The 15961-nt window shown below is 70.4% G+C and carries 9 protein-coding genes and 2 pseudogenes; all 11 read left to right on the plus strand.

What is annotated here, in order from left to right:
- Positions 1–2: 2 nt before the first annotated feature.
- Positions 3–890 (plus strand): aldose epimerase family protein, encoded by an 888-nt coding sequence (locus tag OJ962_RS29700; protein WP_202957993.1) that lies wholly within the window; start codon positions 3–5, stop codon positions 888–890.
- Positions 887–1837 carry a branched-chain amino acid ABC transporter permease gene (locus tag OJ962_RS29705; RefSeq protein ID WP_202957994.1) on the plus strand — a complete coding sequence of 317 codons (951 nt, stop codon included), beginning with the start codon at positions 887–889 and terminating at the stop codon, positions 1835–1837. The genes OJ962_RS29700 and OJ962_RS29705 overlap by 4 nt, the downstream gene beginning before the upstream one ends.
- A complete protein-coding gene (locus tag OJ962_RS29710; protein ID WP_202957995.1) occupies positions 1834–2874 on the plus strand; it encodes a branched-chain amino acid ABC transporter permease in 1041 nt (346 codons plus the stop codon). Before OJ962_RS29705 ends, OJ962_RS29710 begins: the two co-directional genes overlap by 4 nt.
- An 18-nt stretch (positions 2875–2892) precedes the next feature.
- The gene (locus tag OJ962_RS29715) at positions 2893–4308 is read left to right on the plus strand and encodes an ABC transporter substrate-binding protein (RefSeq protein WP_202957996.1); all 1416 of its coding nucleotides are present in this window, start codon (positions 2893–2895) and stop codon (positions 4306–4308) included.
- A gap of 7 nt (positions 4309–4315) precedes the next feature.
- A complete protein-coding gene (locus tag OJ962_RS29720) occupies positions 4316–5095 on the plus strand; it encodes an ABC transporter ATP-binding protein (RefSeq protein WP_202958013.1) in 780 nt (259 codons plus the stop codon).
- Complete coding sequence (locus OJ962_RS29725) at positions 5088–5819, plus strand: ABC transporter ATP-binding protein (protein WP_202957997.1); 732 nt, start codon at positions 5088–5090, stop codon at positions 5817–5819. Before OJ962_RS29720 ends, OJ962_RS29725 begins: the two co-directional genes overlap by 8 nt.
- Positions 5820–5837: 18 nt before the next feature.
- Entirely contained in the window at positions 5838–11507 is a 5670-nt protein-coding gene (locus OJ962_RS29730; RefSeq protein ID WP_202957998.1) for a ThuA domain-containing protein, read from the plus strand.
- 360 nt (positions 11508–11867) lie between these two features.
- A complete protein-coding gene (locus tag OJ962_RS29735) occupies positions 11868–12884 on the plus strand; it encodes a hypothetical protein (protein ID WP_270006798.1) in 1017 nt (338 codons plus the stop codon).
- A gap of 164 nt (positions 12885–13048) precedes the next feature.
- Entirely contained in the window at positions 13049–15091 is a 2043-nt protein-coding gene (locus OJ962_RS29740) for a Vps62-related protein (RefSeq protein ID WP_202958000.1), read from the plus strand.
- 92 nt (positions 15092–15183) lie between these two features.
- Positions 15184–15662, plus strand: a pseudogene (locus OJ962_RS34555) (dihydrofolate reductase family protein); the annotation flags it as partial.
- Between the two features lie 73 nt (positions 15663–15735).
- A pseudogene (locus OJ962_RS29745) lies at positions 15736–15961 on the plus strand (hypothetical protein); the annotation flags it as partial.

Genomic DNA, 15961 nt, shown 5'->3' on the forward strand with positions numbered 1-15961 from the left:
GCATGCCGGCCACAAAGGCGGCGGAGCGGGTCGAGCTGACCAACCAGCTCGGCATGTCGGTGTCCGTGCTCACGTACGGCGGGATCCTGCAGACGGTGCGGCTGCCCGACGGCTTCAACGTCGCGCTCGGCCACGACGACGTCGCCGACTACGAGCACGCGGTGCCGCGGTACATGGGCGCGCTGATCGGGCGCTACGCGAACCGGATCGCCGGCGCGCGCTTCACGCTCGACGGCGTCGAGCACGAGCTGACGGCCAACGACGGGCCCAACTGCCTGCACGGCGGCGACGAGTTCGACCGCGCGCTGTGGGCGGCCGAGCCCGTCCGCGACGGCGTCCGGTTGACCCACGTCAGCCCGGACGGCGAGCACGGCTTCCCCGGCACGGTCACCGCGCACGTCACCTACACGCTCGCGCCGCGGCGCAACCAGCTCAAGCTCGACTTCGAGGCGACCACGGACGCGCCGACGGTCGTGTCGCTCACGACGCACAGCTACTGGCGGCTCGGGGACGGCGTCCCGGTCCTGCAGATCCTCGCCGACCGCTATACGCCGGTCGACGCCCAGTTGATCCCGACGGGTGAGATCGCCTGGGTCGCGGGCACCGAGATGGACTTCCGGGTCGCGCGGCGGCTCGAGCGCGAGTACGACCACAACTGGGTGCTCAACGCCCAGGGGCTTGCGGCGGTGCTGCGCGATCCCGCCTCCGGCCGCGTGCTGCGCCTCAGCACGACCGAGCCGGGGCTGCAGGTCTACACGCACACGGGGGTCGCGCTCGAGCCCCAGCGCTTCCCGGACTCGCCCAACCAGCCGCACTTCCCGACCGCGGTGCTGCGGCCGGGGCAGACGTGGCGGGCGACGACGACCTACGACTTCGAGGTCCGGCGATGAACCAGTTCGTCACCGTGACGCTCAACGGGCTCACGCTCGCGGCGCTGTACTTCGTGGTCGCGAGCGGGTTCACGCTGATCTTCGGCCTGATGCGCGTCGTCAACATGGCGCACGGCGCGCTGTACCTGCTCGGCGGCTACATCGCGCTGGAGATCCAGACGCGCTGGTTCGAGGACGAGGGCTCCGGTCTGGGCCTCTCGCTCAGCGGCGCCTCCGACACCGAGTACAGCGTCTTCGCCTGGTTCGTCCCGCTCGTGCTGGCGACGCTGATCATCGGCGTCCTCGGGGTGGTCCTGCAGCAGGTGTTCCTGCGCTGGAACCAGGGGCAGGACCTGCGCCAGGCGCTGATCACGATCGCGCTGAGCGTGATCCTGGCCGACCAGATGCTCGCCTACTGGGGCGGCATCTCCAAGGACATCGCGGCGCCTTCCGCGTGGCCCACCAGCATCACGCTCCCGGGCGACGTGCGCTTCGGCTTCTTCCGCGGCGTGGTCGTGCTGGCCGCGGCGCTGATCATCGGCCTCGGCCTGTACCTGATCATCAAGCGCACGCGCTTCGGCAAGATCGTGCGCGCCGGCGTCGACGACCGCGACATGGTCTCCGCGCTCGGCATCAACGTCAACCGCGTCTTCATCGGGATGTTCTTCCTGGGCGCGATGCTCGCGGGCATCGGCGGCGTGCTGGGCGGGACGATGATTTCGCTCGCGCCCGGCCAGGACACGGCGTTCCTGCTGAACTCGCTGATCGTCGTGATCATCGGCGGGATGGGGTCGCTGGGCGGCGCCGCCATCGGCGCGCTCGCGCTCGGCCTCGTGGACGCGTACGCGGACGTCTACCTCGTCTTCGGCGACGTCGATCTCACCAACTACTCGATCATCGTGACGTTCGCGCTGCTCGTGGGCGTGCTCGCCGTGCGGCCGCTCGGCCTGTTCGGGAGGCCCGCATGAACCCCATCGTCTCGACGAAGCGGTTCTCGTGGCCGGCGCTGATCGTCGTCGTCGCGCTGGCCGCGATCGCGCCGCTGCTGGTCAGCGACTTCTTCCTGAACTCGATCCTGACCAAGGCGCTGTGGCTCGGCATCGCGGCCGCGAGCCTGATCTTCCTCGCGGCGTACGCCGGGATGGTCTCGCTCGGCCAGGTCGGCATCTACGGGATCGCGGGCATGGCCTACGCGAACCTGGTGCTCGCCGACGGTGGCGCGGGCGCGGCCTGGAACCCCTACCTGGCGCTGATCGGCGCGCTCGTCATCGCCACGGTCGTCGGGCTCGGCTTCGGCTGGATCGCGGCCCGCAGCGAAGGCATCTACTTCCTGATGATCACGCTCGCGTTCAGCGTGCTCGTCTACTACTTCTTCAGCCAGGTCACCGGGCTCTCGGGCTTCGGCGGCATCAACAGCGTGGACCTGCCGGGCGTGGTCGGCTCGCCCGAGACCGACCCGGTGCCGCGCTACTTCCTGACGCTCGTGGTCGCGGTCCTGGTCTTCCTCGGCCTCGGCGCGCTCTCGCGGACCGCGTTCGGCCTCGGCATGCAGGGCGTGCGCGACGAACCGGCCCGCATGCGCGCGCTCGGCTTCGACGTGACCCGGCACCGCACGCTGGCGTTCGGCGTCGCCGCCTTCGTCGCCGGGGTCGCCGGCGTGCTGTCGGTCTTCTACAACACCCGCATCACGCCGGGTTCGATCAACCTGGCGCAGACGATCGACGTCCTGATCGTGGCCGTCATCGGCGGTCTGTACCGGCTCGAGGGAGCGTGGGTCGGCGCGCTCACCTACGCGCTGATCGACAACTACTCGCGCGAGTGGGTGCCGGAAGTCGGCAACGTGCTCGGCCCCGCGCGCTTCAACACGCTGATCGGCGTGCTGTTCCTGATCATCGTCCTCGCGTCCCCAGGCGGCCTGATCGGCATCTGGGACTCGCTGATGGCGAAGGTCCGGACCCCACGCCGCGCACCGGCGCCCAAACCGGTGCCGCAGACAATCGAATAGTCACAGAGGGGAGAGAGGATGTTCAGACGTTCACACGTCGCGCTGGTCGCTGCGTGCGCGGTGTTCGCCGCCTGCGGGTCCGAGAGCAACGATGACGCCGACAAGGGCGCCGACACGAACAAGGCCGCGGAGGGCGGCGGTGGCGGCGATCCGATCAAGATCGGCTTCCTGTCGGACTGCGAGGGCGCGTTCGGCTCGTTCTTCGAGCCGACGGCCTCGGGCGCGAACCTCGCGCTGATCAAGTACGCGGGCGCCAAGCCGGCCGGCGAGAAGCCGACCGACGGCGTCACGGGCGCGACGATCGCCGGCAAGCCGGTGGAGATCGTCGGCTACGGCTGCGCGGACGACACCGCCGACAAGGCGATCGAGGAGACGCGCCGCCTGATGGAGCAGGAGGACGCCGACGTGCTGATCGGCCCGCTCTCCGGCGACGAGGGCATCGCGGTCGCCAACTACGCCAAGGAGCACCCGGACAAGACGTTCGTCAACGGCATCGCCGGCGCGCAGGACTCGACGCTGAAGGTGCAGGCGCCGAACTTCTTCCGCTTCCACCCGGACGGCGCGCAGTGGTCCGCGGGCCTGGGCGACTACGCCTACAACGAGCTGGGGTGGAAGAACGCGGCGATCATTGGTGACGACTACTCGTTCCCGTACACCTCGCTGGCCGGCTTCGTGGCCGAGTTCTGCGCCATCGGCGGCCAGATCCCCAAGCGCGTGTGGGCGCCGCTGGGCGAGGAGGACTACTCGTCCTACATCTCCCAGATCCCCGAGGACGTCGACGGCCTCTACGTCGGCATCGGCGGCTCGGGCCTGATCTCGTTCATCAAGCAGTACGAGGAGCAGCGCGGCCGCGTGGACACCGAGCGCATGCTCGGCAACGTCTTCTGGGACGACCCGCTCGTGCTCAAGGAGGTCGGCAAGTCGCTCGTGGGCGGCGTGACCTCCGCCATGACCGCCGCCGACTCGGACTCGCCCGAGGTCGCGGCCTACATCCAGGGCCTCAAGGACAACTACGGCGATGAGATCGCCGGCGCCGGCCCGTCCGTGTTCACCTACGGCTACTACACCGGCATGACGGCGCTGATCAAGGCGCTGGAGGCCGTCGGCGGCGACGTCGCCGACCAGAGCAAGCTGCAGGCCGAGCTGGCCAAGACCACGCTGTCCGGCGACGAGGCCCCGTGGGGCGACGTCAAGCTCGACTCCAACCGCCAGGCGGTCTCGAACGTCTTCCTGAAGAAGATCGTCGAGGACACGACGGGCGACGGCGTGCCGGACGTGCAGACGTTCGCGCGCGTGAACGAGGTCGACCAGACCTTCAACGGCGCCTTCTCGGCCGACACGCCCGCTCCGGACCGCGACAACCCGAAGTGCGAGGCCGGCGAGGCCCCGCCGTGGGTCGGCAAGGCCGAAGACGTGAGCTTCGCGAAGAAGTAGTGATGTGATGGCGACCCCAGCAACAGCAGCCGAACCGGCGATCCTGCGCTTGAGCGGGATCGATCGCCGGTTCGGCGGGGTCCACGCCGTGCGCGGCGTGGACCTCGAGGTGCGGCCCGGCGAGCGCCGGGCCGTGCTCGGCCCCAACGGGGCCGGCAAGACGACGGTGTTCAACCTGATCTCGGGGGAGTTCCCGCCGAGCAGCGGTCGCGTCGAGCTCTTCGGCCACGACGTGACGAACCTGCCCGCCCGCAAGCGCGCCCGCATGGGGCTCTCGCGGACGTTCCAGACGTCGCGGCTGTTCGCTGGGCTGAGCGTCGAGGACAACCTGTTCCTCGGCGCGCTGGGCGTGGGCGCGGGGCACCTGCGGATGGTGCCCTCGTCCAAGGACGGTCGCCTGCGCGAGCAGGCGCGCGCGATGGCGTCGCAGGTCGGCCTCGACAGCCGGCTCGACGACCTCGTGATGGACCTCTCGCACGGTGAGCAGCGCCAGCTCGAGGTGGGCATGGCGCTGGTCGCCGAGCCGAAGCTGCTGATGCTCGACGAGCCCGCCGCCGGCCTCTCGCGCGCGGAGCGCGTGAAGCTCACGGAGATGCTGCTCGGGCTGGATGAGTCGATCACGCTGATCCTCATCGAGCACGACATGGACGTCGCCCTGCGCGTGGCGCAGTGGGTGACGATGATGCACGACGGCGCGGTGATCGTGGAGGGCACGCCGGAGGAGATCCGCGGCAACCAGACCGTGCACGACCTCTACCTGGGATCGGGGCTGATCTCGCATGAGTGAGCCGCTGCTGGTCATCGAGGACCTGCACGCCTACTACGGCACGGCGCACGTCGTCGAAGGCGCGTCGCTCACGATGGGCGCCGAGCCCGTCGCGCTGATCGGCCGCAACGGCATGGGCAAGTCGACGCTGTGCAAGGCGCTGTCGGGGACGCTCGGCGTCAACGGCCGCACGACGGGCTCGGTCCGCCTCGACGGGGCCGACATCCAGGGCAAGGCCGCGCACAAGATCGCCAAGGCGGGAGTCGGCTACGTGCCCCAGGGCCGGCGACTGTTCCAGTCGCTGACCGTGGACGAGCACCTGCAGATCGTGGGCGCGTCCTCGAAGGCCGCCTGGACGCCCAAGCGCGTCTACGAGCTGTTCCCGCGCCTGGCCGAGCGCAAGCACGTCTCCGGCACGTCGCTGTCCGGCGGCGAGCAGGAGATGCTCTCGATCGGCCGGGCGCTGCTCACCAACCCGAAGCTGTTGATCATGGACGAGCCGTCAGAGGGACTGGCTCCGACCGTGGTCGAGACGCTGATCGAGACGATCAAGGACCTCGCGGCCGCCGGTATGGGGCTGCTGGTGGTCGAGCAGAACCTCGGCGTTGCGACCGCGCTCGCCGATCGTGTAGTGGTGATGGTGTCCGGGTCGATCGCTACGGAGACGACCTCGGGCCAGCTGTTGTCCGACCCCGAGCAGCAGAAGCGCTACCTCGGGGTGGAACCGCTCGCCGAAGCGGCGTAAAGAGGAGAGAGGGAACTCATGAGGTTGAGAGGAGCGGTGGCGCTGGCCGCCGCATTGCTCGGGGTGGCCGCCCCATCGGCGGCGGCCCAGTCATCGCGCTACGACGTGCTCGTCTTCTCCAAGACGACCGGGTTCCGGCACACCGATTCGATCGCGGCCGGGCGCACCGGGATCCAGGCGATGGGCGCCGAGAAGAACTTCAACGTCACGTTGAGCGAGGACTCGTCCCTGTTCACCGACGCCGCGCTGCGCGACTTCGAGGTCGTCGTGATGCTCAACACCGACGGCGAGAACATCCTCAACGCCGCGCAGCGGACGGCGTTCGAGCGCTGGTACCAGCGCGGCAAGGGGCTCGTCGGCATCCACGCGTCCGCGAACGCGGACCGCAACTGGGAGTGGATGAACGAGGCGCGTGGCGGCTCGCTGTTCGCCAACCACCCGAGCGGCGCGCTGCAGTTCCAGCAGGCGACGGTCAACGTGGTGGAGCCGAATCACCCCTCCACGCAGGGGATTCCCGCCAACTGGGTGCGCACGGACGAGTGGTACAACTTCACGCAGGAGCCGGTCGGCGTCAAGACGCTGGCCAAGCTCGACGAGAGCACCTACGAGGAGCAGGACGGCAGCGCGGAGGCCGACGACCACCCGATCGCGTGGTGCTCGAACTACGACCGCGGCCGCAGCTTCTACACCGCCCTAGGCCACAACGGCTCGGCGTGGCAGGAGCCCGACTTCCAGAAGCACATCGTCGGCGCCATCGAGTGGGCGTCCGGGCTGGTTCCCGGTGACTGCGGCGCGCCGCGCGAGGGCATCCCGACCGACGCGTCCTTCGACAAGGTGACGCTCGACGACAACACCGAGAACCCGATGGAGATCGCCATCGCGCCCGGTGGCAACGTCTACTACGTCGAGCTCGCCGGCAAGGTCAAGTACTACAACGCCGCCACCGGCGCCGTCCGCGTCGTGGGCACGATCCCCGTGCACCGCGGCAACGAGAACGGCCTGCTCGGCATCGCGCTGGACCCGAACTTCGCCACCAACAAGTGGATGTACCTGTTCTACAGCGCGCCATCACCGGAGGAGCAGCACGTCTCGCGCTTCACGGTCAAGGAGGACGGCACGCTCGACATGGCGTCCGAGAAGGTGCTGCTGAAGATCCCGCACCAGCGGATCGTCTGCTGCCACTCCGCCGGCTCGATGACGTTCGGTCCCGGCGGCCTGCTGCACATCTCCACCGGCGACGACACCGAGCACGCGGCCTCGCAGGGCTACAACCCGATCGACGACGACAACCTGCGCAACAACCCGGGCGACAACCCGGACGCCGATCGCGCCTACGACGCCCGCCGCACCTCCGGCAACACGAACGACCTGCGCGGCAAGATCCTGCGCATCAAGCCCGAGCCGGACGGGACGTACTCGATCCCGAACGGCAACCTGTTCCCGCCGGGCATCTCGGACCCGCTGAAGACCAAGCCCGAGATCTACACCATGGGGCACCGCAACCCGTTCCGGATCCAGGTCGACCAGGAGACGGGCTGGGTCTACAACGGCGAGGTCGGCCCGGACGCGGGCGGCGAGAACGCCAACCGCGGCCCGCGCGGCTACGACGAGCTCAACCAGATCCGCCAGGCGGGCAACATGGGCTGGCCGTACTGCATCGCCGACAACAAGGCCTACCGCGACTGGAACTTCACCACGCAGGTCGCGGGCGAGACGTTCGACTGCGCCGGCGGCCCGAACAACACCTCCGCCTACAACACCGGCCTGGCCAAGACGCCCGGCGCGACCGGTGCGCTGCTGTGGTGGCCCTACAGCAGCGGCGACGGCTATCCGACCAACATCCCGGGCGGCTTCCCGTGGGCGAACGCGCCGACCCGGATCCCGCCGGGCAGCGGCCGCACCGCGATCGCCGGCCCGATCTACCACTACAACGCCGAGGCAGGAGCGGACACGCGGCTCCCCGCCTTCTACGACGACCAGGTGATCTTCGCGGACTGGTCGCGCGACTGGATCGCCACGATGCGCCTGAACGCGGAGGGCAAGCCGGCGGAGATCCGCGAGTTCATGCCCAACGCCGACTTCCGGCACCCGCAGGACATCGAGATGGGCCCGGATGGGCGCCTGTACGTGCTCGAGTGGGGCCGTGACTTCAACTACGCCGGCTCGGGCATCAACCCGGACTCCGGCCTCTACCGGATCGACTACGTCAAGGGCTCGCGCACGCCGCTGGCCAAGGCGTCCGCGGACAAGGACTCGGGCGTGTCGCCGTTGACGGTGACGTTCTCGAGCGCCGGCTCCGAGGACCCGGACGGCGACGCGCTGACCTACGAGTGGGACTTCGGCGACGGCTCGGCCAAGTCCACGCAGGCCAACCCGGCGCACACCTTCACGACGTCCGGCACGTTCACCGTGCAGCTGAAGGTCACCGACACGTCCGGCAAGTCCAGCTCGTCCTCGGTCGTCGTGACCGTGGGCAACACGCGCCCGACGGTGACGCTGGATCTGCCGCAGGGCGGCGTCTACGGCTGGGGCGACGAGATCGCCTACAAGGTGACCGTCACCGACCCGGAGGACGCGAACATCGACTGCTCGAAGGTCGTCGTCTCGCCGGGCATCTTCCACGACGAGGGCGGCAACGCCCACGTGCACCCGGGCGTCAACAAGACGGGCTGCGAGGGCACGATCCAGGTCGAGCAGGAGTCCGGGCACGAGAAGAGCGCCAACATCGCGCTCGTGCTCACGGCGACCTACCTCGACAACGGCGCGCCGGGCTCCCAGCCGCTGGAGGGCGCCACGACGCGGCGCCTGAACCCGAAGGAGATCCAGGCCGAGCACTACACCGGCCAGTCCGGCGTGGCGGCCGTCGACAGCACGTCGGCGGACGGTGGCCGGCGGGTCGGCGGGCTCGACGTGGGCGACTCGTTCTTCTTCGAGCCGGTCTCGCTCAAGAACATCAACAAGGTGACGGTCCGGTACGCCTCGGCGGGCGCGGGAGGCCTGGCGGAGTTCCGCCTGGACTCCCCGACGGGCCCGCTCGTCGGCACCGCCGACCTGACCGCGAGCGGCGGAGCCGGGGTCTATAAGACCGCGTCCGCGACGCTCACGCTGCCGGACGCCAACGACCACAAGCTGTACGTGGTGGTCGCGGCCCGCAGCGGCGGCCCGACGACGGCGCTGTACGAGATCGACTCGATGACCTTCTCCGGCAAGGGCGTGGCCTCCAACGCCGCCCCTGAGGTGTCGGTCACGGCGGACTCGACGAGCGGCGTCGCGCCGTTCCCGGTCAGCTTCACCGGCAACGTCCTGGATCCCGAGGGCGGAGCGCTCACCTACGCGTGGGACTTCGACTCCAACGGCACCACGGACGCGACCACCAAGGACGCCACGCACGTGTACACGGCGATCGGCACCTACACCGCGACGCTGACCGCGACCGACGCGGGCGGCAAGCACCAGAAGGCGACGATCCGCATCGACGCGACCTCCGCCGTGGCCTCCTGCCCGGGTGACGACGACTTCCTCGGGACGTCGTTGAACACGAGCCGCTGGACCGTCACGCGCGAGGACCCGACGGCCATGAACGTGAGCGGCGGGTCGCTGAACATCACGTCGCAGAACTTCGACATCCACGGCGGGGGCACCGGGCTGCGCAACATCGTGCACCAGCCGCTGCCGACGTCCGGGCCGTGGACGGCGACGATCAAGGCCAACTGGGACCCGACCACCAACTACAACAACGCCGGCCTGATGGTCTACGGCGACGACGCCAACTTCATCAAGGCCGGGATGGTCTGGAGCGGCGGCCGGCGCTTCGAGGCCTTCAAGGAGCTCACCAACACGCCGACGGCCCTCGGGTCGGCGACGGGCGTGCTGGCCGCGTCCTTCCCGACCACCTGGTACCTGCGGCTGACGTCCAACGGGACCACGATCCAGCCCGCGTACTCGGCGGACGGGATCACGTGGACCAACTACGGCGCCACGACGAACCTGACCGGCATCACGGCGCCGAAGATCGGTGTCTACGCGACGTCCGCGTCGTCGGTGAACCGCGACTTCAAGGTCGACTGGTTCAAGCTCACGACGCCGCAGACGCCCAGCGACGAGTTCGACGGCTCGACGCTGAACCTGTGCCGCTGGAACAGCATCGTCCGCCACGAGCCGGGTGGGTACACCGTCGCCGACGGCAAGCTCACGCTGCCGGCCGCGCACGGTGACTTCTTCGGCAACGGTGCGAACAACAACCCCAACATGCTGCTCCAGCAACCGGCGCCCAGCGGGCCCTGGACGATGGAGACGCGCCTGACGTTCAACCCGAACGAGAACTACGAGCAGGCCGGCCTGCTCGTGTACTCCGACGACCAGAACTACGTCAAGGCCGACTACGTGTACGCGAGCGGCCGGGCGCTCGAGTTCCTCAACGAGGTCAACGGGGCCACCGGCGGCTTCGACAACACGGTCAACATCAACTCCCGGCCGACCACGGTCAACCTCCGGATCGTGTCCGACGGGACGACGCTGCGCGCGTGGTACCGCTTCGACGGCGATGCCAACTGGGCGCGCTTCGGGACCGACACGCCGCTGTCGGCGGCCGGCCCGAGCCCGAAGCTCGGCATCTACGCCAACGACTCGAACGCCACCGTCACCACGCGTGACAACGCCGTGTTCGACTACGTGCGGATCACCGCGGGCGCGCCGGACGAGCAGGCGCCGACGACCACCTCGTCGGTGGCGCCCGCCGCTCCGGACGGCGCCAACGGCTGGTACAAGTCCGACGCCGTCCTCACGCTCGCGACCGAGAGCGGCGCCACGACGCAGTACAAGCTCGGCACGGGCGCCTATCAGGCATACTCCGCGCCGGTCACGCTGCCGGAGGGCACCACGACGGTGACCTACCGCTCCACGGACGCGGCGGGCAACGTCGAGGCCGAGAAGACGGTCACGGTCAAGGTCGACAAGACCGCGCCGTCGTCCTCGGTCGCGCTGAACCCGGCCACGCCGGGCGCCGGCGGCACCTACACCGGACCCGTGAGCGTGACGGTGTCCGGGACCGACTCGGCCGGGGGGTCCGGTCTGGACAAGCTCGAGTACCGCCTCGACGGTGGGGCATGGTCGCCGTACACCGCGCCGGTGAGCGTCTCCGGCAACGGGGCGCACACGCTCGAGCACCGCGCGACCGACCAGGCCGGCAACGTCGGCACGGTCGGGAGCGTGGCCTTCACGATCGCGCCCAGCGGCGGCGGCCAGTCCGTCGACGAGGACGTGCAGCTCTCCGGCGACGTGCCGGGGGTGCTCTCGCTCTCGATCGCCACGCCGCCGACGTTCGGCACGTTCGCCCCGGGCGTGACCCAGCTGTACACGGCGCAGGCCTTGGCCACCGTGACCTCGAGCGCGGAGAACGCCACGCTCTCGGTCCACGACCCTGGCACCACCCATGCGGGCAAGCTCGTCAACGGCCAGTTCGCCCTCCCGCGGGCGGTCCAGGTCAAGGCGACGAGCGCGCGCGGCACGGGCGGCGGCGCCTTCGCCCCCATCGGCTCCACGCCGACGACGCTGTTGAACTACGCCGGCCCGGTGGGCAAGGACACGGCGACGATCGACTTCCAGCAGTCGATCAATGAGACGGACGAGTTGCGTCGTGGCACGTACGCCAAGACGCTGACGTTCACCCTGTCGACTACGACGCCGTAGACGACGCAGTAGCCGCGGCTCTCCTTCTCCGCGGCTCTCCTCCCGACCCGGGCGGCCTGTGCACGCAGGCCGCCCGCGGTCGTTCCGGGGCCGACGCGGACTGACGCTGTCAGCCGTCGGACCGGGCTTACCCATCGCCTCGCGCCAGCGGGCGTTCGGGCGCGGACCGGCCCGCCGCGCGCTGAGCGGTTCGGATTGCGCGTGTAGCCGCCACTTACATCCGGCGGGGGCTGCCCGGGCCGGCGTCCGCCGGCGAGGCCGCGCCCCCGTGGACGCTCGCGCGGCCCGGCAGCACCGTAGGCTCGCGCCGATCCCGACCGGTCCGTGCGCCGGTCCACCCCCCGACTCGGAGCTCTCCGCATGTTCGAGCGGCTCAATCCCAACGTCCGTGACGACGTACGCCCGGGGTCCGCCGCGGTCCAGCGGCGCCGGCAGCGCGACGGCGGCGTGGCACCGCTGCTCGCGCTGCAGCAGGCGGCGGGCAACCACGCCGTCGCCCGGCTCCTGGCCCCTGGGGCGGCCGCCGCCCGGGCACCGGGCAGGACACTCGCGCGGGCGCTGAACGACCAGGATGGGCAGCGGTTCCGCGAACACGTCTGCGACCTGTTCAAGGCCGACTCGATCGGCGCGGTTCCCCGGCGCTACCGCGAATGCGTGTCGAGCATCACCAAGGCGGCCGTCGATCTCGAGGACGCGAAGGCGCGCTTCGAAGTCGAGCGGCAACGCGTGGCGGCGCTCGAGGCTGAACTGCGGCGCGCGCTCGCCGACAAGCTCTCACTCGCGGAAGGGGCCAAGCTCCCGCCGAACTACGAGACCGCGCTCGATCAGGCGCTGGCCAAGGCCCGCTCGGTCCCTGAGGCTCTCGCCCTCGCGCTCGCGAGTGCGAACGCGCCGCCCCGGTTCGGCTCGTCGCCGCTGGTCGGCGCGCCGAAGGCCACGCAGCCGATCACGGCGTGGTTCGAGGGCAAGCCGGCCGTCGAGGTGGTCAAGCCCTGCGTGCCGATGTGGCACGAGGACCGTGCCGAGGCGACGGATCCGCAGTTCGTGCTGTGGAGCGGCGGCGCCGGGGCCTGTCTCATCCTCGCGGGCTGGAACGGTCGAACGGCCTACGTCAAGCACGCCACGCCGGACGATGTCATCGCCGAGACCAAGTCATTGGCCAAGGACGTCGAGCGTGAGCTCGGTCCGGGTGCGAAGCTCTACCTCGCCTCGCAGATCGTCGCCAGCAACGCCACCTACCTGGATGCGATGAAAGCGGCCCTGGGTAACGAGCTGCAGTGCTTTGCCTCCACTTCGCTGGCCATCAACGCCAAGACGGGCGCGGTCGCCGTCGACATCGACCGCACCGGCCTGCCGAGGAAGACAACGGTGTTCTGACGGCCGTCTCAGCGTCGCGGTTCGCACGCTGACCTTGCGGATACTCCCCAATATTCAAGGAAATCAACACGGCTCGCGGCGCGAGTCTCTCGTCGACGAAAAGAGGCGAACCAGGCTCGGGTGGCGTGCGAGCGTGGAGCCAACCAAGCGATCGGAGGCCTGCTGTGCGCAAGACGCTCGCCGAATGGGAGGCAGTGGCCGCCCAATACAGCCCTGTCGTACGCCTCACCTCCAGCAAGTGGGACCACGAGTTCTGGAAGGACCAGTTCCAGCCGGCATCGGTCGACTGGTACATCGAGCGGTGCTGGCTGCTCGACCGCAAGGACCCCACCTTCCGCCTGCCCGCCGACCCGCAGGACGTGCTGAAGGTCGCCGACGTAGCCTCGCACCCGGGCGCGCAGTTCTACTTGACCGTGCGTGACGACGCCGCGCGGCGCGGCGACGTGGCGTCCGCGGTCTGCTACGTGCACGTGCGCCCCAGCCCCGGGATCCTGAATTGCGTCGATCTCCAGTACTGGGTGCTGTACCCCTACAGCGGCGGCATGGGCGGGTTCTTCGGCCCGTCCCGCAAAGGGCTCGGTGGCCAGCACGAGGGCGACTGGGAACACGTGACGGTGCGCCTCGCCGACGAGGCCGGGGCGCTGACGCTTCAGGCCATCTTCTTCGCCGCGCACGGCGCCGCGGAAGGCGCGTGGATGGTCAAGCCGGCGCCCGCGCCGGAGCCGGGGCGGTACGCGCTGGTGCCGGGGACGACGCACCCCATCGTGTACTCGTCCTACCACTCACACGCCAGCTACGAGGTCGGCGGCCTCAACCGGCGCGTGTGGAACTGGTTCGGGTGGATCGACGACCTGGCCCTGGGCGGCTTGGACTTCGGGCCCGGCCGCGCCGTCGTGGCGGCGATCGGCGCCGACGTGATGACGAGCGGCGAGCCGTACCTGGCCGAGTGGCTGAAGTTCGAGGGCCGCTACGGCCGCGACAGCGACTCGCCGCGCGGCCCGCACCTGCAGAACGCCTGGGACGACGACGGCGACAACGGCTATTTCACGCGCCTGGAGGTGGCCGCGCGCCTCGGGACCCAGTGGGGCTCCGGCCGCGGCGCGACCGACGTCGCCGTCGGGCAGCTCGACCACCAGGCGGTCGTGGGGCTCACGCGCAACGCGGGTGACGGCGCGCGCTTTTTCATCTACGGCGAGCGGGCGGACGAGATCGTCGAGCTGGCCGCGGGCGGATCCGGGTGGGGCTCCGGCCGGGGCGCGACCGCCGTCGCGTTCGGCGCGCTCGGCAGCGAGCAGGTGATGGCGGTGGGCCGCGACGCCGGCGACGGTGCGCGCTTCGAGGTGTACACCTACGACGGCAGCGCGCTGGTACGGCGCACGAGCGGCGGCGAGGAGTGGGGGGACGGCCACGCGGTCACGGGGCTCGCCTTCGGCCGGTGGGGACAGCAGGACGTGCTCGCGGTGTCGCGCACCGGCGACGGCGCGCGAGTGATCGTCTACGCCTGGGACGCAAGCGCGAACGCGTTCGTCGAGCTCACGAACGCCGGCAGCGACTGGGGCGACGGACGGGACGCGACCGCGGTCGCGCTGGGGCTGCTGGACGACCAGCCGGTCGTCGGCGTCACGCGCAGCCAGGGCGGCGGCGCCCGCTTCGAGATCTACCGCTACGAGGCGCCGTATCTCATCACGCTCGGCGCGGGTGGCGCCGACTGGGGCGCGAGCCGCGAAGCGACGTCGATCGCCTTCGGTGTCATCGGCGGCCAGCAGGTCGTGGGCGTGACCCGCAACGCGGGCGACCACGAGCGCTTCTTCGTCTACTCGTTCGACGCGAGCGCCGCCACCTTCGAGCCGATGGTCAGCGGCGGCGGGGACTGGGGCGACGGGCGGGGCGCGACCGACATCGCGTTCGGGCCGGTCAACGGCGCGACCGCCGTGGGCGTGACCCGGACGGCCGGCGATCACGGGGAGGCCTTCTACGGCGTATACGACGTGGAGGCCCACGAGCTGGTCGAGTTCGCGGTCGAGGGCGTCGACTGGGGCTCGGGACGGGACGCCACGGCGACCGCGTTCGGGATGCTCGGCGGCGAGCTGGTGGTCTGCCTCGCCCGCAACGCCGGCGATCACGACCGCGGGTTCGTGCTGCGCTGGCAGCGCGCAGCGCCGGAAGCGGGTGTGAGCGAGCGAGCCCACACCGCTGCCGTGGCCTAGCAGAGACCGGGTCCGGCCCGCCACGGGCCGGACCGCCGTTCGCACGCCGCCTTCGTCTTCACGCCGCACCCCGACGCTCGGAGCTTGACGCCATGCGAAGACTGACCTGCGGCATCAACTTGAGCCTGGACGGCTACATCGCCGCACCCGGCGACGACCTCGCCTGGAGCGTGTCGAGCGACGAGCTGTTCCAGTGATGGTCCGACCGCGTCGCGGCGACAGGCCTGGCGCTGTGCGGGCGCAAGCTGCGGGAGGGCATGAGCTCGCACTGGCCGACCGCCGACCAGCAGCCGGACGTCACCCCCGGCGCACATCGAGTTCGCCCGCCGCTGGCGGGACATGCCGAAGGTCGTGTTCTCCTCGACGATCAGCGCGGTCGACCGGAACGCCCGCCTGGTCCGCGGCGATGCGGGCGGGGCTGATCGACCAGTACGCGCTCGTCACCCATCCGGTCCTGCTCAGCAGCGGGGCGCCGTGCTTCACGGCCCTGGACGACTGGGTGCACCTGAGCCTGGTGGAGACCCGGACGTTCCCCGGCGGCGTGTTGCTGAGCCGCTACCAGACCAGGCGCGGGTGGGGCGGCGACGGCCCCGGGCCCGGACCCTGGATCGCGCGCCCTCGATCCGGCTGGGACGCTTTTGACGATGGGAGCACTCGGTGTGGGGGAGCCACAGGCTGGTTCATGGCGCGTCGTCGAGCTGAGCGCGTTCGCAGCGCTCGTGCTCGATGCCGCCGGGCCGAAGGACGGTCGGCCAGCGATCGTCGCCGTCGACGGGCGCAGCGCGGGCGGCAAGACGTCGTTCGCGGATCGGCTCGCCGGGGCGGTGTCGCACGCCGCGGTCGTGCATACGGACGACGTCGCGTGGTGGC

The sequence above is a fragment of the Solirubrobacter deserti genome (assembly GCF_027587175.1).
Taxonomy (GTDB): domain Bacteria; phylum Actinomycetota; class Thermoleophilia; order Solirubrobacterales; family Solirubrobacteraceae; genus Solirubrobacter; species Solirubrobacter deserti.